This window comes from Pseudomonas sp. LTJR-52, from assembly GCF_003691465.1.
Lineage (GTDB): Bacteria > Pseudomonadota > Gammaproteobacteria > Pseudomonadales > Pseudomonadaceae > Chryseomonas > Chryseomonas luteola.
Window position 1 is genome coordinate 549,560 of record NZ_CP033105.1, and the last position, 21,259, is coordinate 570,818.

15 protein-coding genes are annotated in these 21,259 nt (G+C 49.6%); 11 read left to right on the forward strand and 4 right to left on the reverse strand.

Annotated features, from left to right (window positions below; genetic code table 11):
• Positions 1-33: 33 nt before the first annotated feature.
• Positions 34-1,650, reverse strand: coding sequence for a hypothetical protein (locus tag EAW52_RS02580; RefSeq protein ID WP_256680715.1), 1,617 nt, complete (start codon positions 1,648-1,650; stop codon positions 34-36).
• Between the two features lie 421 nt (positions 1,651-2,071).
• Positions 2,072-2,833 (reverse strand): helix-turn-helix transcriptional regulator, encoded by a 762-nt coding sequence (locus EAW52_RS02585; protein WP_122044704.1) that lies wholly within the window; start codon positions 2,831-2,833, stop codon positions 2,072-2,074.
• Positions 2,834-2,986: 153 nt separating this feature from the next.
• On the opposite strand from EAW52_RS02585, the gene EAW52_RS02590 reads away from it, so the two are divergent.
• The 11 genes from EAW52_RS02590 (at position 2,987) to EAW52_RS02640 (ending at position 19,111) form a co-directional block, all read left to right on the forward strand.
• A complete protein-coding gene (locus EAW52_RS02590; protein ID WP_122041302.1) occupies positions 2,987-6,463 on the forward strand; it encodes an acyl-[ACP]--phospholipid O-acyltransferase in 3,477 nt (1,158 codons plus the stop codon).
• A 108-nt stretch (positions 6,464-6,571) separates the two neighbouring features.
• On the forward strand, positions 6,572-6,817 hold the full coding sequence (locus EAW52_RS02595) for a hypothetical protein (protein WP_122041303.1): 246 nt from the start codon (positions 6,572-6,574) through the stop codon (positions 6,815-6,817).
• Positions 6,818-7,177: 360 nt separating this feature from the next.
• The gene (locus tag EAW52_RS02600; protein WP_122041304.1) at positions 7,178-8,620 is read left to right on the forward strand and encodes a mannose-1-phosphate guanylyltransferase/mannose-6-phosphate isomerase; all 1,443 of its coding nucleotides are present in this window, start codon (positions 7,178-7,180) and stop codon (positions 8,618-8,620) included.
• 69 nt (positions 8,621-8,689) lie between these two features.
• Positions 8,690-9,484, forward strand: coding sequence for an ABC transporter permease (locus tag EAW52_RS02605; protein WP_122041305.1), 795 nt, complete (start codon positions 8,690-8,692; stop codon positions 9,482-9,484).
• Positions 9,481-10,698: an ABC transporter ATP-binding protein gene (locus EAW52_RS02610; protein WP_122041306.1), complete on the forward strand. Its 1,218-nt coding sequence runs from the start codon at positions 9,481-9,483 to the stop codon at positions 10,696-10,698. Before EAW52_RS02605 ends, EAW52_RS02610 begins: the two co-directional genes overlap by 4 nt.
• Positions 10,695-12,344 (forward strand): class I SAM-dependent methyltransferase, encoded by a 1,650-nt coding sequence (locus tag EAW52_RS02615; protein ID WP_122041307.1) that lies wholly within the window; start codon positions 10,695-10,697, stop codon positions 12,342-12,344. The genes EAW52_RS02610 and EAW52_RS02615 overlap by 4 nt, the downstream gene beginning before the upstream one ends.
• The gene (locus EAW52_RS02620; protein ID WP_122041308.1) at positions 12,344-14,866 is read left to right on the forward strand and encodes a glycosyltransferase family 1 protein; all 2,523 of its coding nucleotides are present in this window, start codon (positions 12,344-12,346) and stop codon (positions 14,864-14,866) included. The genes EAW52_RS02615 and EAW52_RS02620 overlap by 1 nt, the downstream gene beginning before the upstream one ends.
• A gap of 54 nt (positions 14,867-14,920) precedes the next feature.
• Positions 14,921-15,952 carry a GDP-mannose 4,6-dehydratase gene (gene gmd, locus EAW52_RS02625; RefSeq protein WP_122041309.1) on the forward strand — a complete coding sequence of 344 codons (1,032 nt, stop codon included), beginning with the start codon at positions 14,921-14,923 and terminating at the stop codon, positions 15,950-15,952.
• Positions 15,952-16,851, forward strand: a complete 900-nt coding sequence (locus EAW52_RS02630) for a GDP-mannose 4,6-dehydratase (RefSeq protein ID WP_122041310.1) — start codon at positions 15,952-15,954, stop codon at positions 16,849-16,851. The genes gmd and EAW52_RS02630 overlap by 1 nt, the downstream gene beginning before the upstream one ends.
• Positions 16,848-17,993, forward strand: coding sequence for a glycosyltransferase family 1 protein (locus EAW52_RS02635; RefSeq protein WP_122041311.1), 1,146 nt, complete (start codon positions 16,848-16,850; stop codon positions 17,991-17,993). The genes EAW52_RS02630 and EAW52_RS02635 overlap by 4 nt, the downstream gene beginning before the upstream one ends.
• Positions 17,990-19,111 (forward strand): glycosyltransferase family 4 protein, encoded by a 1,122-nt coding sequence (locus EAW52_RS02640; protein WP_122041312.1) that lies wholly within the window; start codon positions 17,990-17,992, stop codon positions 19,109-19,111. The genes EAW52_RS02635 and EAW52_RS02640 overlap by 4 nt, the downstream gene beginning before the upstream one ends.
• 17 nt (positions 19,112-19,128) lie before the next feature.
• Here EAW52_RS02640 and cysC read toward each other — a convergent pair whose 3' ends face one another.
• Positions 19,129-19,749 carry an adenylyl-sulfate kinase gene (cysC, locus tag EAW52_RS02645; protein WP_122041313.1) on the reverse strand — a complete coding sequence of 207 codons (621 nt, stop codon included), beginning with the start codon at positions 19,747-19,749 and terminating at the stop codon, positions 19,129-19,131.
• A 47-nt stretch (positions 19,750-19,796) separates the two neighbouring features.
• Entirely contained in the window at positions 19,797-20,990 is a 1,194-nt protein-coding gene (locus EAW52_RS02650; RefSeq protein ID WP_122041314.1) for a sulfotransferase family 2 domain-containing protein, read from the reverse strand.
• Between the last annotated feature and the right edge of the window lie 269 nt (positions 20,991-21,259).

Below are 21,259 nucleotides of genomic sequence, written 5' to 3' on the forward strand. Positions count from 1 at the left end.
CTCTAATCAGCTTGGCCGCCTGGAAACTTTGGCCTAGCCTTTTCGATTAGGTGTAGTATCTAGTCGTCGCCACTGCCCTTGATCCTTCACGAAGGTCACAACGCGATTATCCTTCTCGGTAATGGTTGCCTTGGTGTACTCAGGCAGGTCGACCTGAAAATCTCTGCCTTCCAGATAAACCCCGCCACAATTACTCGGGTCATTGCGAAAATCTGCTGGCTGCGGTCGCAGCTCGTAAATACCCCGATGAAAAAGCAGGTTTGCATAGCCGCGAACGCTCATGTCAGTAGATAGCACTGCACATTTAACATCCAGCTCCTGCTCGACCAGCGATGCCAACTGCTTGTTTTGCTCATCAATCTGGGGCCAGGCCGCGTAGGTATTAATGTCCTTCTTATACGTCATGCAGCCTTGTATTGCTGCTAGGGCGATCAGCCCTGCCAATACGGTTCTGCCTTTGGTCCTGAAGTAAAGCAAGGACAACCCAATCAGCAGTGCTGCCGGGAAGATGAACTTTAAGCGGTCAAATGAAAACTGCGTGGCATGCTGAAGCATGATCAGGTTTTCCAGTAGCGGTACGCTGGCCGCGATGAGAACCACCAGCGTAATCGATAATGCTCTGTTTGACGTACTCTGGCTTTTCTTCAGCCAGATGAGTCCCGCCGCTGTTATCAGCATGGCTGCGATGAAATAGCCATAGGAGAGCACATAGGCATGCAGCAGATCGGACAAGCTGCCCGCACCCGCGCTACGGGCCAGGAAGCGTCTGGCAAAGGCTTTGAGTGTGGGCAGCAAACCGGCAGCAAGACTGTAATGCAGGATAGTGATAACGCCTGCCAGGATGGTGGCTATACAGATTTTCTTGGATAGCCACCGTGAGCCTTCGATTCTCAGAGTGTTTACCCAAAGAATGCAGAACAGCCCGAAATTGAAGAAGTATCCTGTCCATTCGGTTAATGCGCCGAAGAAGGCCAGCGCACAAAGCGCCCAGGCGTAGCGCTGACGACTCTGTATATCGGTCACTGAACAGTACTTGAACAAGACAAACAGCGAAGACAGCAGGATCAGCTGATAGAAGCTTTGTACCCAGTAGATAACGCCATGAGAAAGCAAAGCCTCACGGCTGAAAATACCAATCACGCAGCCCATGAGTGCGCCGGAGACTGCTGACCACGCGTTCAGACCATTGAAGCGAAGAACCTTGAACAAGAAGGTAAACAGCAGCAGCGTGATGACCGAGCCTAGGACAAAATTGAAAAAGGCCAAGCTTTCCAACGATATATTCTGGCCCGATACCTTCAGTGCAAAGTAGGGTGCCAGAAAGCCATAGGGCGTAAAACTGGTATAGACGTAATCACCTGTTCGTGTAGGAATGGTCGCGCCCCAGGCGATGTGCTTGTCCTTTTCTTCGCCTAGCGAAATGGTGGGTAGATACCAATGGTGCGTGACATCGGACTCGTTTAGGGCATTCAGGGTAATCAGGACATGGTAACTCGCTTCCAGGTTCTGGGAGCCTGTTACCTTCTCAAAATCATGTAGCCTGAAAAAAAGAGAGATGGCCAATAAGATACAGACGGCCACTATTCCTAAATAGAAAGGTTTTTGCTCCGAATACGTGGCCGTTTCCAACGAATAACCCAAACTCTTCATCTTTACCCCCTTTGGCATAGCTGAAAGGTCTTCAAAAGCCGGGCGCAGATGAACAAGCGGAGATAGCCCGGCAGGTGGCAGGCATTCCATGCGTATGTCAGGACGGCAATATCAGCAGGCCATGAACGTCAGGCGGAAGACGCGTCTGGAGCGGGCGCTCCGATGGCTACCACACTGCTGTAAATCAGAATTTCTCTGACGAAGTGGCGGGTCGATCCTAGAAACAGTGACCCTGGTACAGATGGCACTAAACAATACAGACGATTTCAGAGCGCCATCCCGAAGTCTAGAAAGTAGAGGAGGGGCGTCAAGTTATAGCCGAGGTTGGGTATCTCTATGTTTTGGATATTTGAACTTGCCCATAAAATAGTCAAACTTTTGTATCAAGCTTGGGAAATAGAGTAGAAACTACCGGCGCCTCTCATTGTGCAGGCTTCTTTTCTTCGGCTGAGCGCTTGCTGTAGCGTTCGAATAGCCCGTAGCGCCATTGCCGCACTGCCAGAACGGTTGTGGTGCCAAAGCGCTGCGTTATGGGCAGTCCTGCCTCTTCCTCGCACAGGTTGTTAAATTCTCGCCCCAAGCGCTGAAGCTTTTGTTGCCACTGTGCATTTCCCGCGCGTGATAGCAGGCCGTTGAAGACCAGAAGTTGCTCCGACTCACCCTCGAAGCGTGAGTGAAAGAAGTCCTTGGCGACTTGCTCCTGAAAAAGTTGCTGGATCGGACCGCCCGGACGCCAGCGAAAATTTCGGCTGATCAACAGCTTGATGCGATTGTTGGGCAGCAATTCGATAAGCTTCAAACGATCCAGCCGTACCAGTAATCGGGTGCATTCGGCGGCTGTCAGCTGATACTGCTCAATGATGTTGGTAAAGCTATAGCCGTTGATCACGCACACGGCTACAAGTAGGAGCAGGCCATTGCTGGCAATCTCCTGCTCCTGGGCCTCGCTCAGCTCATCGGTTTGTCGCTGCTGCACGGACATGGTTTGCACGAGTTCGGTAATGTCCATGTCGATCACATTACATACAAGTGACAGGCGCTGCAGGGTAAAGCTTTCTTCTGCGAACAGACGCTTGACCGAGGCTTCGCTCAAGTCAAGTGCCGCTGCCACATCGGCATACGTCTTACCGTGTGCCTTGAGCTGTTTTTTCAGGGTTTCGATCAGGGAAGAAACTTGGGCCATCTCGGCATCTCGAAAGGAAAAGGTAATGGCGGCCAAAAGTATCGAAAATTAATACCTAAGACATCTCTTAACGCTACGTTTTGCATTTTAGTTGTGGATTTTGAAGGGCCCCGGCAGTCTGCCTGCACTTCCATCCCGCTCCAGAGGCTTGTTATGGACAAACTGCACCGACTATCGGGCGCCTGGCCTTATCTGATCGCGATCTTTCTGAACGCATTCGTCGATCTCGGCCATAAGATCATCATTCAGAATACCGTCTTTAAAATCTATGACGGCTCTACTCAGATTGTGCTGACTGCCTTGGTCAATGGGCTGATGCTTCTGCCTTTCATTCTCTTATTCAGCCCTTCCGGTTATGTGGCGGATACCTTTCGCAAGCTATCCGTCATGCGGCTATCAGCCTGGGCGGCTGTCGGGATTACCGGACTGATTACCTGGTCGTACTATGCCGGCTGGTTCTGGCTGGCGTTTGCCATGACGCTGCTGCTTGCTGTACAGGCCACTTTTTACTCACCAGCCAAGTACGGCTATATCAAGACCCTGTTTGGAAAGGCGCGGCTCGCTGAGGCCAATGGCCTGGTTCAGGCTGTTTCGATCGTAGCGATACTGGCTGGTACGTTTGTCTTTACCGCGCTTTTTGAAGGCAGCCTTTCTGCTGAGTCGAAAACAGCTGACGAGATGCTGCGGGATATCGCCCCGCTCGGATGGCTTCTGGTAATCAATAGCGTGATTGAGCTGGCGCTGTTGTACTGCTTGCCTGGCAAGGAAGTACCCGCCTCCAGCCGACCCTTCAACTGGCAGGATTACATCCATGGTCGTGCGGCTGTAGCAAACCTGCAAACGGTCAAGGCGCAATCGGTTATTCGCCTAGCCATTGTTGGGCTGGCAACATTCTGGTCGGTTGGGCAGGTCATGCTGGCAGCCTTTCCGTCCTACGCCAAGGACAGTCTGGGCGTCAGTAATACTCTGGTCGTCCAGGGCATCCTGGCCTGCAGCGGTATCGGCATTGCGCTGGGTTCGGCGTTGGCAAGCAGCCTGTCGCGCAATCGCATCGAGACTGGCCTTGTTCCGCTGGGGGCGTTGGGTATCGCCGTGGGGCTGGGCGGTTTGCTGCTGCTAGATTCACCGCTCTCTCATGCGCTCAACTTTGTTTTCATCGGTGTGATGGGCGGCCTGTTCATCGTACCGCTCAACGCGCTGATTCAATTCCACGCACCTGAAAAGGAATTGGGAACAGTACTTGCCGCCAGTAACTGGATACAGAATCTATCCATGCTGGGCTTTCTGATCCTGACGGCAGTTTTTGCACTGCTAGGCGTCGATAGTCGCTATCTGCTGGGCCTGATTGCTCTGGTTGCGTTGATAGGTGGCGCTTACACCGTAGGCAAGCTGCCGCAGAGTCTGGTCCGCTTTCTGCTCAGCTTTTTCATGACCCGTCATTACAAGGTGGAAGTGCATGGCCTGCAAAACCTGCCGGCACAGGGCGGTGTATTGTTGCTGGGTAACCACATCAGTTGGGTCGATTGGGCGATTGTGCAGATTGCCTGCCCACGGCCTGTTCGCTTCGTGATGCTCAAGGACATCTACAACCTGTGGTTCATGCGGTGGTTCTTCAAGTCTTTAGGCTGTATTCCGATTCAGCCGGGTGCCGGTGCTGCCCAGGCGTTGGATCAGGTAGCAGAATTGCTCAATGCTGGCGAGGTGGTCTGCCTGTTCCCCGAGGGAGCCATCAGCCGCAACGGTCAGCTGGGTGAGTTTCGGAAGGGCTATGAGCGCGCATGTGAAAAGGCCAATGCAGATGTACTGATCGTACCGTTCTATTTGCGTGGGTTGTGGGGTAGTCAGTTCTCGCGCTCATCCAGCAAGCTGAAGGAACTGCGCGACTCACCGTTGCACCGTTCTGTAGTCGTCGCCTTTGGCAAGACCTTGCCCAAAGACACGCCTGCCGATGTTCTCAAGCGCCGGATATTAGACCAGACCATTCGCTCCTGGCAGATCTATATGGAAGACCTGCCAACCCTGGCCGATGCCTGGATCGAAACCGTCAAGCGTCGCAGCGGGCAGTTGGCGATTGCCGACAGCCTCGGCAAGCCAATGAAAGCGGCTCAGGCGCTTGCCGCCAGCAGTGCCATGGCGCGTCGTATCACCAAGCTCAGCCCAGAGCAGAACGTAGGGCTGTTGCTACCGACCAGTGCCGGTGGTGTGCTGGCTAATATGGCAACCCTGCTGGCCGGCAAGACGCTGGTCAATCTCAACTATACGGCAAGTCAGGAGGCTCTCCGCTCAGCACTGAAGCAGGCCGGCATACAAACGGTCTATAGCTCCAAACGTTTCGTCGAAAAGCTCGAGCAGCGAGGGCTGCTGGTCAAGGCTGTACTGGAAGGGCGCCGTGTTGTCTATCTGGAAGATATGCGACAGGAGTTCAGCAAGACCGAGCTTGCGGCAATCTGGCTGGCGATCCGCCTGTTGCCTGCCTGGATGCTGCGTCCGCTGCTGAGTCGAGCGCACAACCCTGAGGCAACCGCGGCCATTCTGTTCTCTAGCGGTAGTGAGGGTGCGCCTAAGGGGGTCATGCTCAGTCACCGTAATATCATGGCGAACCTGAAGCAGACATCCGATGTGCTCAATACTAAGAATGACGACGTTGTCATGGCCTCGCTGCCGCTGTTCCATGCATTTGGTTTGACGGTTACACAGTTCCTGCCATTGATCGAAGGGCTGCCAATGGTCTGTCATGCGGACCCGACCGACGTCATGGGCATTGCCAAGGCAGTCACGACGTATCGTGCCACTATCATGTGCGGCACATCCACCTTCCTGCGGCTCTTTACCCGTAACCGCAAGGTGCACCCGCTCATGCTGGACAGCCTTCGCATTATCGTGGCAGGAGCTGAAAAGCTTAGTGATGATGTACGAGAGTCCTTCAAGCTCAAGTTCAATAAGGAGATCTATGAAGGCTACGGTGCAACTGAAACGGCTCCTGTAGCGTCGGTCAACCTGCCGGACGCCATCGATGTGGCCTACATGCAGGTGCAGTGCGGCGGTAAGCAGGGCACGGTAGGGATGCCGCTGCCAGGCACCAGTCTCAAGATTGTTGATCCAGAAAGCTTTGAAGAACTACCTACAGGCCAGGAGGGCATGATCCTTATCGGCGGCCCTCAAGTAATGCAGGGCTATCTGAATAACCCTGCCAAGACAGCGAGTGCCATTCATGAGCTTGACGGCGTGCGCTGGTACGTGACGGGTGACAAGGGCCGGTTAGATGAAGATGGTTTCCTGACTATCGTCGATCGTTACTCACGGTTTGCAAAAATTGGTGGTGAGATGGTTAGCTTGGGCTCTGTCGAACAGGCTCTCATCAAGCTGATCGACAACTCCGAAATCGAAGTCATGGCTGTCAATGTGCCGGATGCCAAGAAAGGCGAACGTATTGTGATTCTTCATGAGCAGCCTCTGGACACTGGTGCGCTGGAAAAGCGCATGCTTGAAGCAGGTTATAGCCCGCTCATGGTGCCTTCTACCTGGATTCACGTGGATGCGCTGCCTAAGCTAGGCTCCGGCAAGGCAGATATTGCCTCGGCCAAAAAGCTTGCGCTGACTTCCGCCGTGGAGACCAGTGCTTCTGAGTAAGCTCCGCGTTAACGCTAAGGCCTGCTTATGCAGGCCTTTTGTATTTTAGAGCCTCAATAGCTGTCTATCAGGCTCTAACGTATTCGCCCAACATCATGAGAGCTGTTGATGAACGAAAAAGAACTGATCACTATTGTTACCCGTGCCATTGATTCGGGTGATCTACCTGATTTCAGCCCCTCGATGACAGGCGCCTTGCTTTTCGAGACCCTGATTGAAGAGTGGGACGTATTGAGCGAGGAGGGTCGAGGCAATTTGATGCTGGTATTGAGCATACTGGCCAAAGAGCTTTCGAGCGAAGCCAAGGCAGAGCGGGAGACACAGAAGATTCTGGATAGGCTGCGCAAGGGCTAACGGCATTACTCGGCGCCCCTGGGTTTGCTGTTTAAGCATATAGGTTCAAAGAGTAGCGTTTATTTATCAGAATTGGATCACAAATTAATGGCCTAAAACTAAATTTCTCCTGTTATAACAGGAAGTTAGTTTCATTTAGAAAAGATACCTAATTGCATGATGATATCAGACTAATATCGTTTATTTGGTCGGACGGATCGTTGCTTTTGACGAGCGGGGAACTTAACAACAGAATTACACCCTATATCCGCTTCTTTAATAGACCTAGACTAGTAGGCAGTATTATCAAGGTCGTTTGAACGCTCGCTAGGTCGTCATAGTAACTGGACGTTCCTATACAAATCCAAGGTAGTGGTTCTAATGAAATTAATCCCTGTCATTATGGCTGGAGGGGTGGGAAGCCGCCTGTGGCCCGTTTCCCGTGAAGCACACCCTAAGCCGTTCATGCCTCTTCCAGATGGTGAGAACCTTATTCGCAAGACGTTCAAGCGCGCGGCAGGTCTTGGTGATGTGGCTGAAGTCCTTACAGTCACTAATCGTGATCTTTTTTTCAAGACAGAAGATGAATACCGTCTGGTAGGACGCAAGCATATAGCTCAGAGTTTCATTCTCGAACCCTTTGGGCGTAATACAGCAGCAGCGGTCGCTGCTGCAGCGTTACACGTTGAGCAGGCTCATGGGGCTAACGCTCTTATCCTGGTCTTGGCTGCTGACCATCTGATTCAGAATGAATTGTCCTTCTCTGTCGCCGTGGAGAAAGCCAAAGTCCTGGCTTCTCAAGGTTGGCTTGTAACGTTTGGTATTCAGCCAAAATATCCAGAGACCGGCTATGGCTATATAGAAGCAAACGAAGACAAGCCGCTGGAGGGTGGGCTGAAAGTCAATCGTTTCGTCGAGAAACCGGACCTTGAAACAGCTAAATCATATGTCGAGGCAGGAAATTATTTCTGGAACTCGGGTATGTTCTGCTTTGAGGTTGGTTCCTTGCTGGAAGATATGCGCCGTCACGCCCCTGAGGTCATAGCTGAGATCAGCGCAACACTGGAGCAGTCCCGAATCGCCGAGAGCGGCCAGAACCGCTACGTTACTTTGGAAAGCGAAGCGTTCAGTAAAGTGCCTGACATCTCTATCGATTATGCGCTGATGGAGCGCTCGGAAAAAGTGGCGACTATTCCGTGTGACATCGGCTGGAGCGACATCGGATCCTGGAATGCCATGAGCGAGCTGACCGAGGTCGCCGATGACGGCAATCGGTTTGAGGGCGAAGTGCTCGCGCACAAATCGGCAAATAACTATGTGAATAGCCCTGAGCGGCTGGCAGCTTTGGTCGGCGTGCAGGATTTGCTGGTCATCGATACGCCTGATGCGATCCTGATTGCACACAAAGATCATGCGCAAGATGTCAAACATATTGTCAGCCAGCTTAAGAGCACAGGCCACGAGGCGCACTTGCTGCATCGCACCGTGCACCGTCCGTGGGGTTCCTACACCACTCTGGAAGAAGGCGAGCGCTTCAAGATCAAACGGATCGTCGTCAAGCCGGGTGCGTCTCTATCTCTGCAAATGCATCATCACCGCAGCGAGCACTGGATCGTGGTAACCGGCATGGCCCGGGTCTTCAACGACGATCGCGAGTTCATGCTCAACACTAACGAGTCCACCTTTATCTCTGCCGGGCACAAGCATCGCCTGGAAAACCCAGGGGTCATCGATCTGGTCATGATCGAGGTCCAGAGCGGCGATTATCTGGGCGAAGACGATATTGTACGCTTCCAAGATATCTATGGCCGTGCTGACGGTTAATGCTGACTGATCAATAGTCATAAGCGTGGGCGGTTTAGACAGGCCGCTCACGGCTAAGCAGAGGTAGAAATGTTTGGTTTATTGAGAAGTCTTTGGGCTTATCGAGGATTTGTTGTTTCCTCAATAAAAAACGAGTTCGTCACCCGCTTTGCACGTAGCCGACTCGGTGGGCTATGGATGATCATCCATCCGTTGGCCCAAGTAGCTATCTATGCGGTCATACTTTCCAATGTATTGGCTGCCAAGTTGCCTGGTATCGAAAATAAATACGCTTATGCCATTTATCTCATGGCAGGAATTCTCGCGTGGAACCTGTTTTCGGAAATAATCGGGCGCTGCCTGACGGTTTTCATTGATCAAGGCAACCTGATGAAAAAGATGCGCTTCCCGCGCATCACGCTGCCCGTGATAGTGGTAGGTTCCTGTCTGCTCAACAACATGTTGTTACTCGCCTCGATGCTGGCTGTATTCGCGATCCTTGGACATATGCCAGGATTGGAAATGTTCTGGCTCGTTCCTCTGACATTGATTGTTGTTGCCCTCGGGGTCGGCATCGGACTGATCTTGGGAGTACTTAATGTGTTTGTGCGCGATATTGGTCAGGTCGTTCCCATCGTGCTACAGGTATTGTTCTGGTTTACTCCAATCGTCTATCCGCTAAATATCATCCCTGTCGAGTTGAAGGGCGCCATCGAAGCCAATCCCATGTATCCCGTTGTAACGGCTTATCATGATGTTCTCGTTTATTCCACTTCACCGCAGTTGCAGCACATAGTCATTACTGGCGCCATTTCTATCGGTCTTTTGCTTTTCGGATTGTTCCTATTCCGCCGGGCTGCTCCTGAAATGGTGGATGCACTATGAGCTTGATGACCGTTACGCATTTAGGTAAGGCTTACCGTCGCTATGCATCAGAATGGCAACGCTTCGCTCGCTGGTTTGGCCTGGCGGTAAAGCCCAGCGAAGAGCACTGGGTTTTAAGAAATATCAACTTTTCCATTGAGCCTGGTAAGGCGATCGGTATCGTTGGTCAGAATGGGGCAGGCAAATCAACTTTGCTCAAGATGATTACCGGTACGCTTCAGCCAACGGAGGGGAGCGTTCAGGTCAATGGACGCATAGCGGCTATTCTCGAACTTGGCATGGGTTTTAACCCGGAGCTGACAGGGCGGCAAAACGCTTTGCATGCCGCAGGTCTCATGGGGTACAGCACAGAGCAGATCCAGCAAGCCATGCCCGATATCGAGGCGTTTGCCGAAATTGGCGAATACTTTGATGAGCCGGTGCGCACCTATTCCAGTGGAATGCAAATGCGAGTGGCCTTTTCCGTGGCAACTGCATTTCGTCCTGAGATATTGATTGTTGATGAGGCGCTCTCCGTTGGGGATGCCTATTTCCAACACAAGAGTTTCGACCGCATTAAAGCATTTCAGAAACAAGGGACGACCCTGCTTATTGTTACCCACGACCGAAGCTCAATCCAGGCGCTTTGCGACCGGGCGATCCTGCTTGAAGCTGGAAGTATCATCAAGGACGGTAAACCCGAGGAGGTAATGGATTACTACAATGCCATCATCGCCGAAAAGGAAAATGCCACAGTTACTATTCGTAAACTGGATGATGGTACCGTCCAAACCAGTTCCGGCTCAGGCGAAGCCACTATTGCCTCTGTTTCTTTGCACAATTCACGCGGAGAAATGATTGAATTTGCTGCTGTAGGTGAGCCCGTCAGCTTGCGAGTAAAGGTAGAGATCAACAAGGATATTCCCGAACTGGTAGTGGGCTACATGATAAAGGACCGCCTCGGGCAATCAGTATTCGGTACAAATACGCATCACCTTGGGTGCGTCTTGAAAGACCTAAAGGCCGGCGAATCGCCCCAATATGACTTCATCTTCCCGGCCAATCTGGGAGTGGGGTCATTCTCAGTGGCTATTGCTTTACACGCCAACGATACTCACCTGGTATCCAATTACGAATGGCGTGATTTGGCATTGGTCTTCAGCATAATGAACATTGCTAAAGATCAATTTGTCGGCCTGACCTGGCTGCCGCCGAAAGTGGAGTACAGCCGATGAGCAGCTCTTTTTATCGGGCGTTTGAAGATCGTTATCGTGGTTCGAGAGAGCTGATTAAGCAGCGACAGGAGGTCTATCTTCCGTTCATACAGCCATTAAAAGAGCTTTATGCAGAGTGCGCGGTGCTGGATATAGGCTGTGGGCGAGGCGAGTGGTTGGAGCTTCTTGTAGAAAATGATTTTCAGGCGCGTGGCATCGATCTAGATGAAGGAATGCTAGAGGCTTGCCGCGTACTGGAACTACCCGCAGAGCAAGGTGAGGCGCTTGAAACCCTAAAGGCTTTGCCGGAAAGCAGTTTGGCCATTGTTTCAGGATTTCATATTGCCGAACATATACCCTTCCCGATTTTGCAAAACATTCTTAAAGAGGCTGTGCGAGTACTTAAGCCAGCAGGCTTATTGATACTTGAAACGCCTAATGCAGAAAACATTGTAGTAGGGACAAATAATTTTTACCTGGATCCTACACATGAGCGGCCTATTCCACACCTTCTGCTCAGCTTTCTGGCTGAATATAGTGGATTTGCACGCATAAAGCTTTTGCGACTACAAGAAAATTTCGAAGAAGACTTGGCCTCCCTGGGTTTGAAAAGCGTATTGGCCGGTGTTAGCCAAGACTATGCTGTTATTGCGCAGAAAGCAGGCGAAGCAGAAAGCCTAGGCTTGTTCGACCCGGTGTTTAATGAAGAATACGGGGTTTCTTTAGATTATCTTGCGCAGCAATACGATGCTCGAATTAATGGAGCTATTCAAAGCATTGAAAGCCGATTAGATCGGGGTTCTGAAAAGGATTTGTTGGTCAACAATAAGTTGAGTCAGTTGCAAGAAGATACAAATCGTCTGGTCGAAGAAATAAGGTCAGAGTTTAATAGAGCATTAGATCAGCACGTTTTAACTATAGAGCGGCGTTTAGAAGAAACTAGGGCAGCCGACTTAAAGCTACTTGAAGAAGCTAAGGCCGTCAATGATGCTCAGTTAAATGAAATAAGAAGCTCCAGTATTAAACAGCTAGATGAAATAAGAGCTTTTAATGCAACGCTACAATCTGATTTTAAGCGTCTAGCTTATAGGAATGAACTACTCGAAGGTATGCAGCACCATCTTGAAACGCAGGATCAAAGGTCAGAAAGCATTCAGCAGCAGCTAAATGCATCTCTTAGTAATGCGCATACTTGGTATTTAAGAGCAACAGCCCTTGAAGAGCAAGTTAAAGCATTACAGACTAGTACTTCATGGCGTATTACAGCGCCTATGCGTTTCGCTGTTCATATTTCTCGTATGGTTATACGTGAGCCTGCTGTTGCCATGCAGCAAACAAAGCTGAAAGCTAAAGTTGCTATATACCCGTGGCTACTTAAAGCCATGCATATGGTGGCAGGTAATCCTAGATACAAACGAAAAGCGCTTGAAATTCTCAAAAGGTACCCTCGAATTCATGCCCGCTTGCTGAATATTGCCTATAAAGAAGGCATGGCTGGCGCTAGTTCTTCAACACAACAGCCCAACGTAGTGGTAGCCCCACCCTATAATCCGCACTCTTTCATTCAGGGGGCAGAGCCAGACCTTTCTGACCTCAGCTCAAACGGCCAAGCTTATTATCAAAGCTTGAAAAATGCCATCCAGGCGCAGCATAAGGAGCCGCGCTGATGCGCATCATACTTGATCTTCAAGGTGCTCAAACTGAAAGTCGTTTTCGCGGCATTGGGCGTTATAGCTTGTCCCTTGCTTTAGCAATTGCCCGAAATAGAGCAGAACATGAAGTAATTATTCTGCTTAATGGTCAGTTTCCTGAAACGATAGAGCCAATTCGAGCAGCTTTTAATGGAGTGATCCCTCAGGAAAACATCCATGTCTGGTATGGCCCCGCGCCGGTTGCTGAATGTTTGCCAGGCAATGATTGGAGACGTCAAGCGGCAGAGCATATACGTGAGGCGTATATCGCAAGTCTCAGACCTGATGTCGTGCATATTAGTAGTCTTTTTGAAGGTACTGCTGATAATGCGACTATTACAGTAGGAGGGTTTACCAAAGATATTCCCACCTTGGTTACTCTGTATGATCTAATTCCCTTGATGAATGCAAAGGACTATTTAGATCCACATCCAGTATTTAAGAAATATTATCTCAATAAGATTGAAAGCTTAAAAAATGCTCAAGGCTGGTTAGGTATCTCTGAGTCTGCTAGTCAGGAAGGTATCAGCATCATTGGTCTTCCTGAAACTCAGGTTACCAATATCTCTACGGCAGCCGATCCGATCTTTATACCTGCCAAACTTAATGCTGAAGAGGAGTCTCTGCTACGCGAAAAGTTTGCCATCCAGTCCCCCTTTGTACTTTATACAGGCGGCGCGGATGCGAGGAAAAATTTAGAGCGTATGATTCAAGCTTATGCTCAGCTACCTAATGAAATCAGAGATCGCCATCAATTGGTATTGGCAGGCAAGATGCCTACCCAAATTATCGCAGGGCTTAGAACGCATGCCAGTGCCTTTGGTTTAAAAGAAGCTGAAATAGTTTTTACGGGCTACATTACTGACAAGGAGCTCATTGAGCTCTACAGCCTTTGCAAAGCATTTATATTTCCTTCGTGGCATGAAGGATTTGGCTTGCCTGCGCTTGAGGCCATGTCTTGTGGTGCACCGGTTATTGGCTCCAATACCTCGAGCGTGCCAGAGGTAATTGGCTACCCAGAAGCATTGTTCGACCCATTAAGCGTAGCAGATATGCAGGAAAAGCTACAAAGAGTGTTGACTGATGAATGCTTCCGCGAAGCGCTTATTGCTCATGGGAAAGAGCAATGTAAAAAGTTTTCTTGGGATCGAAGTGCGCGGCTAGCTTTAGAGGCTTTTGAGCGAGTTGCCGAGCGCTATCCAACAAATGCTGCTTATACGAGTGAAGAAATTGTTCACGACCTAGAAGCCTGCATTGCAAAGATTAGTGACGCACTGCCTACATACGATGACATTAAGCAATGTGCTTCGGCACTAGCCAGAAATTTTCAATCCAATACCCCAAAGCGTCTCTTTATCGATATCTCCCAGCTAGTACATATCGATTCTAAAAGTGGCATTCAGCGAGTTGTTAGAAGTATTTTGAAAGAGCTTCTTGATTCGCCGCCAGCAGGTTTCGTCAGTGAGCCTGTTTACGCAACAATGGATAGTACAGGCTATCGCTATGCCAGAGAATTTATAACTAAGCATTTCCCCGAGCATGCTGAACATGATGACGCCAGTGATAGTGCTATTGAATATGCTAACGGTGATATATTCTTCGGCTTGGATTTACAACACCATGTCGTGATTCGCCAGCAAGCTGCTCATCAAAGTATGAGAAATGCCGGGGTTAAAGTCTTTTTTGTTGTGTATGATCTATTACCGGTATTAATGCCAGAAGTTTTTAGGGATTTTATCGGTGACTTGCATCATGACTGGCTTACCGCTATTTCAAAAAATGATGGCTTGCTTTGTATTTCCCGTGCAGTCGCGGATGACATGCGCCAGTGGTTAGAACGAAACCCAGTCGAGCGTTATCGTCCCCTTCATATAGACTGGTTTCATTTAGGTGCCGATGTCGAGAACTCCATCCCTACCAAAGGGCTTCCGGACGATGCATCCGAGATTCTTGCCAAACTGAAAGAGTGCCCGACGTTTCTATCGGTAGGTACGATAGAGCCACGTAAGGGTCATGATCAGACTTTAAAGGCATTTGACCTTCTTTGGCAGGACGGTGTTGAGGCCAATCTCGTTCTGGTAGGTCAAGCTGGTTGGAATGTTGACGAGCTTATTCGTGATATCACCCAACATAAACTGCTGGGTAAAAGACTCTTCTGGCTCAAGGGTATTAGCGACGAATATCTGGAGCACATTTACCAGAGCGCAACATGCTTGGTATTCAGCTCCAAAGGTGAAGGCTTTGGCTTGCCTCTGATTGAAGCAGCTCAATTCGGGTTACCTATCATCGCTCGCGATATACCAGTTTTCAGAGAAATTGCTGAAGACAATGCCCATTATTTCAAAGGAAGCAAGGCTGAGGATCTGAGCAAAGAGATTAAGGCTTGGCTTGCGCTTAAGGAAGACGGCTTGCATCCATCATCAAGCAATATGAAATGGCTGACCTGGAAGCAAAGCGCAGAGCAAATAAAGGCTAGGCTGACCGCAACGGAATACTAGGGTGCGCTCAGTCTTTCAACTAATGAGATTTTAGTTTCAACCAAGGGAGCAGAAATGAAAGCGATCATTACGGGTATCACGGGCCAAGATGGGGCCTATCTGGCGCAACTGTTGCTGGAAAAGGGCTATACGGTCTATGGCACCTATCGCCGCACTAGCTCAGTTAATTTCTGGCGCATTGAAGAGTTGGGAATCGATAAGAACCCAAACCTGCACTTGGTCGAATATGACCTGACAGATCTGGCTTCCAGTATCCGCTTGTTAGAGCGCACTGAAGCTACAGAAGTCTACAATCTGGCAGCGCAGAGCTTCGTAGGCGTATCGTTTGATCAGCCGCTAACAACAGCCAATATCACTGGTCTTGGCGCGGTTAACCTGCTTGAAGCTATTCGTATCGTTAATCCGAAAATTCGCTTTTACCAAGCGTCTACTTCCGAGATGTTTGGGAAGGTCCAGGAAATCCCTCAGGTAGAAACAACACCATTCTATCCGCGCAGTCCTTATGGTGTCGCCAAGCTGTATGCTCACTGGATGACCATCAATTACCGAGAGTCCTATGACATTTTTGGTACGAGTGGCATCTTGTTTAATCATGAATCTCCGCTGCGTGGCCGTGAGTTTGTAACCCGGAAAATTACAGACTCAGTCGCCAAGATCAAGCTCGGCAAGCAAGAGGTTCTTGAGCTGGGCAATATGGATGCCAAGCGCGACTGGGGTTTTGCAAAGGAATATGTGGAGGGAATGTGGCGCATGCTGCAGGCCAACCAGCCGGATACGTTTGTTCTAGCTACGAATAGAACCGAAACAGTTCGTGATTTCGTCAAAATGGCGTTTAAAGCCGTCAATATCGAACTGCGCTTCCAAGGTAACGATGAAAACGAAGTGGCTGTTGATATCGAAACCGGCAAGACAGTGGTTCGTATCAATCCTGCTTTTTACCGCCCGGCCGAAGTAGAACTATTGATTGGTGACGCCAGCAAGGCCAAGGCCGTGTTGGGCTGGGAGCCTGAAACAACACTTGAGCAGCTGTGCCAGATGATGGTCGAGGCGGATCTGCGCCGTAATGAAATAGGGTTCTCTTTCTAATGAATACAGCCAGTAAGCGTGTGCTGATTACAGGAGTTAACGGGTTTACCGGACGTTATATGCGGACGGAACTCGAAGCTAATGGATATGAGGTGTTCGGCCTCGGGACTCATCCCTGTGATGACCCTAATTACCATCAGGTAAAACTCACCGACGCCCAGGCACTGCATACTGTACTGGCTGAGATTCAGCCGAACGCCGTGGTTCATCTAGCGGCCCTGGCGTTCGTTGCTCATGGCGATGCGAATGCATTCTACGAGACCAACTTAATTGGTACTCGTAATCTTCTGGAAGCAATTTCCGCCTCGGAACATACGCCGGAATGTGTGCTACTCGCTAGTAGTGCAAATGTATATGGCAATGCGTCAGAGGGTATGTTGGATGAGCAAACCGAACCAGCGCCCGCTAACGATTATGCTGTGAGTAAACTAGCCATGGAGTATATGGCTAGACTGTGGATGAACCGCTTACCCATCGTAATTGCCCGCCCCTTCAATTACACAGGAGTAGGGCAGGCATCTAGCTTTCTATTACCGAAAATTGTTTCACACTTTACACGTGGCGCCGATCGCATCGAGTTAGGCAATCTTGATGTCTGGCGTGACTTCAGCGATGTGCGCGCAGTAGTTCAAGCCTACCGTCGCTTATTGGAAGTAAAGCCAGTTGGGCTCACCGTCAATGTTTGCTCCGGTAATCTGTATTCGCTTCGGGAAGTGTTGTCCTTGTGTGAAAGGATTACAGGGCGCGCAATATCTGTTGAGGTCAACCCCGCCTTTATACGAGCTAATGAAGTCAAAAAGCTGTGCGGAGACTCCAAGCGCTTACGCTCTATCATTGGCGAGTGGAATACGCCTTCGCTTGAAGAAACCTTACGCTGGATGTTGGCGGCACGTGAATGAAAGTCATCCTGTCAGTTGAGCCTGTACGTTACCCACTGACAGGCATTGGGCGTTATACCTTTGAACTGGCTCGGCATCTGCAGACCAATACATCCATTGAAGAGCTGAGGTTTTTTGCGGGACGGTCTTTCCGGTCAGAATTAGCCGTACCACAGGCTACGCCTGGGGGAAGCCACTTCGTAAAACGGTTTGTACAAAAAAGGCCTTTGTTCATTGAAACTTATCGTGTCCTGAGCCAATACCTTAAAGGGAAGGCGCTTAAGGGGATGGATGAGTATCTGTACCATGGCCCCAATTTTTTCTTGCCTCCTTTTCCAGGCCCTAGCGTAGTAACTTTTCATGATCTATCGCCATTCACCTGGAAAAGCTGTCATCAACCACAGCTGCTTTCCTTTATGGAAAAAGGTATCAATTACGCTCTGCATACCGCCTCAGCGCTGATTACTGATTCTGAATACACACGACGCGAGTTGGCGAACTATTTTTCGTGGCCCCTTGAGCATATTCATGCTGTCCCTTTGGCCAGTTCTGGAGAGTTCACTCCACGGCCTAAGGAAGAAGTGGAGCCTTTATTGAATAAATACAAACTACGGTGGCAAGGATATAGCCTGTTCGTCAGTACGATTGAGCCTCGCAAGAATATTGAAACCTTACTCGAAGCCTATAGCCGCCTACCGCAAACATTACGCCTTCGTTATCCGTTAATTCTGACTGGCTATGAGGGTTGGCAAAATGAAAGCATTATGCAGCGCATTTCTAAGGCGGAGCGCGAGGGTTGGGCCCGCTATTTAGGTTTTCTGCCTAGTAATGAGCTTCCATTATTATTTGCTGGTGCTCGATTGTTTACATTCCCGTCGCATTATGAGGGCTTCGGTTTACCTGTGTTAGAGGCGATGAGCTCGGGTATTCCAGTAGTTTGCTCTAACTCATCATCGCTACCGGAAGTAGCTGGCGAGGCAGCCCTGATGTGTGAGCCGATGGATGTCGACAGCTTGACGGGCCTGCTCTCACGCGGTTTAGAGGATGAGACATGGCGAGAGCAAGCGATAACCTTGGGCTTAAAGCGAGCTGCCGAGTTTTCTTGGGCGCGGTGCGCAGCTGAAACGGTTCAAGTTTACAAGAAGGTTTTATCTGCAAGATGATTAAGGTTCTGCATTTCTTCAAAACTTACCGCCCACAAACCTTTGGCGGTATTGAGCAGGTCATTTATCAACTTGCAGAGGGCGGGCTGCAATATGGTATTGAGTCGGAAGTACTTTACCTAAGCCCTCAAGGAGCAGCGCGTGGCGAAAAGAGTGGCCAACACGTAAGCCACCGTTCAAAGCTTGATTTTCATGTAGCTTCGACTGGCTTCTCGCTGTCAGCTTTTCGCGATTTCGCTCAGTTGGCAAAGAACGCCGATATTGTGCACTATCATTTTCCATGGCCATTCATGGACTTGGCCCACTACGTCTCACGCATCGATAAGCCGTCAGTGGTCAGCTACCACTCGGATATTGTAAAGCAGAAGACATTGCTCAAGTTATATCAGCCGCTAATGAAGCGCTTTTTGAGTAGTGTAGACAGCATTGTGGCGTCCTCTCCTGCGTATGCAGAGTCAAGCCCAGTGCTACGTCACTATAGTGAAAAGGTTTCCATTATTCCGTATGGTCTGGATCGGGCTACTTATCCTGAACCTACCATAGAGCGTCTGGCCTATTGGCGCTCCATTTTAAAAGAGCCTTTTTTCCTTTTTGTAGGTGCGCTCAGATACTACAAAGGGATCCATTTCCTCATTCAGGCACTGCAAGGAGCAGACTTTAATTGCGTTATTGCAGGAGAAGGTTTCGAAGAGGAAGCGCTTAAACAGCAAGCCAAAGAGGCAGGCTTGAAAAATGTCTTATTCCCTGGTCTTTTATCGGAAGAGGACAAAGCTGCTTTGCTGACATTATGCTACGCCTTTGTGTTTCCTTCCCATTTACGGTCCGAGGCTTTCGGCATTTCTCTCCTAGAAGCCGCAATGTATGGCAAGTCCATGATTTCCTGTGAGATCAGTACTGGTACAAGCTTTATTAATTTGGATCAGGAGACAGGATTAGTTATTCCTCCGGCTGATCCTCTTGCTTTAAGGCAAGCTATGCTGACTTTATTAAGAAATCCTGAACAGGCTGCCATGATGGGTGAGAGGGCGGCAAGGCGTTACGAAAGTGTTTTTTCAAGCGCCAACATGCTCGAGTCCTATGCGCGCCTTTATAACAACCTGCTGTTGAGCCATAACTAGGTCCAAACCGAAGCTGCCTATGCCGTGGCAGCCTGTAAGTGCTTAGCTGGGGTAGCCAGCGCCAATTCAACAAGTCTCGCTAGTGATGTTTCGAACGGGACTTCAGACGTGTCGAGTATGAGATCGGGATGAGTCGGCGGTTCGTAAGGTGACGAAAGCCCAGTAAACTCAGAAATGTAACCTTTGCGTGCTTTGGCATATAGCCCCTTGGGGTCACGCGCCTCGCAAATTCTAAGCGGCGTACTGATATACACTTCGCGAAAAGAGTCTCTGCCAATAATATAGCGAGCACCTTCTCGGTCTTCGACGAACGGGGAAATAAATGCTGTGATGACGATTAGACCTGCCTCGTTCATCAGCTTGGCGACTTCGGCAATGCGGCGGATGTTCTCGACACGTGCCTCAATACTGAAATCGAGGTCCTTGTTGAGGCCGTGACGGATGTTATCTCCGTCCAGTACAAAACAGGCCCTACCCAAGTCAGTGAGAGTTTTTTCCAGCGCAAAAGCCAAAGTGGACTTACCCGCAGCACTCAGGCCGGTTAGCCATAGAGTTGAGGCCGTCTGGTGTAAAAGGCGTTCTCGCTCACTTCGGCTGACCTGGCCTCGGTGCCAAACCAAATTCCCATTTCTGCTCATTCGTTGATCGCCTGCTGTGATGTCAGGGTAATATTTCGCTGTGAGTGTCACTCAACTATAAATCCGATATCGGTGAAGGCCTTGCTGTCGTCAAACCAAGCGACACCTTCCTGTACCAGCGTTATCCGTAAAGTATAGGTGCCCTTTCGCTCTGGCGCCTGAACACTTACCGGAACTGTAATTGTTTGTTGTGGTTCTAGAGGCTGAGGTAAAGGCGTCCGCAAGCCATCGAACACTACGGCAGAGCCTTCAGCATCCAACCAGTGGTAGGAAAGGTTGACCGGCGCCGGTGGTCGGCTGGCGACTATGAAGCGGGACGCATTGAATATGTCGAGCGAAACGATAAACGCTTCAGAAGGTATTGTCTGAGCGGGATATTGCGATGCCTTGAGTTTGAAAAGAGCGCGATCCGCCGAGGATAGTGATTTTTGCCAAGATACTATATGACTGTCTGGATTGTGCAGATAGCGCTCTGTCAATAAAGACTCAACCATTTGCTTGAAGCGCTGATCGAATTGCTGATACGCCCATTCGTACAGTTCTTGGTCGAGTGGAGTTAGTGCTTTTATGGCATCGATGACGTCTGATGAAATTTCTTTCTCAGTCGGGCGATTGGATGAGACGTTAAGCCGTTCTTCGTAACGGTTTGGATAGGTATTCAACACGTAAGATAAAAGCAGCATGGAATCCTGCATGCGCTCGGTGATACCGACGAAATCAAACTGCGTCAATCTTTGCTTGGCAAGCTCCAGAAGGCTGCGGTCATTCCTTCTTTGAGCATACTGCTGAATGGCCGCTTGCCCATAGCCTACAGGGTCTTGCGATAAGCGCTCAAAATCAAGATCAGCTGCCAGAAATAGCGTCTGGGTATTGACCATGTCCCAGTGGGTTTCTTCGTTTTGAACAAAATCCAGCAGTGACCAGTTTTCTTCTACCATCTGCCTATGTCGGTAAGCACCAGCTTCGCGTCTGACATGTGAATACCATGAAATCGTCCGCTGCACCGGGTCTCTCAACATAGTCATGTACCTGAGTTCTCGGTTCAGGTAGGTACCGAGTCCATACCAGAGATGGCCTCGATAAAAAGCATATTGCGACAGTCGATCCCTTGGTGTTGCAAAGAGTTCTGGTAGTAATTGCGCCGGACATGTCTCGTCTACATCGAATTGGTTATCCAGAAATGAAATTAAAGAAGTCCCACCGGTTTTTGGAATATGTAGGTAATAGAAAGGTTTCTTCATACGTTTCAGGAAATCGTATTAGAGAGAGTAGGGCTGAATAGTCCTTCAAGGTCTTTGGTAGCACAATAGATTTAAATGAAAGAACTGCGTGCCAAGCATGACAAGCGAGGTATCGAGTGATTTTAAAAAGACATAATTCTGACGGTGCTTCTACCTGATACGTATTGAGTACGCGTGTTAGTGATTTTAAATTCAATAAAAACAAACAGTTATATGAATCTAAAGCCTACCTTACTAAGCTCCGTGGTCTTGTTCTTATTGGCATGAAG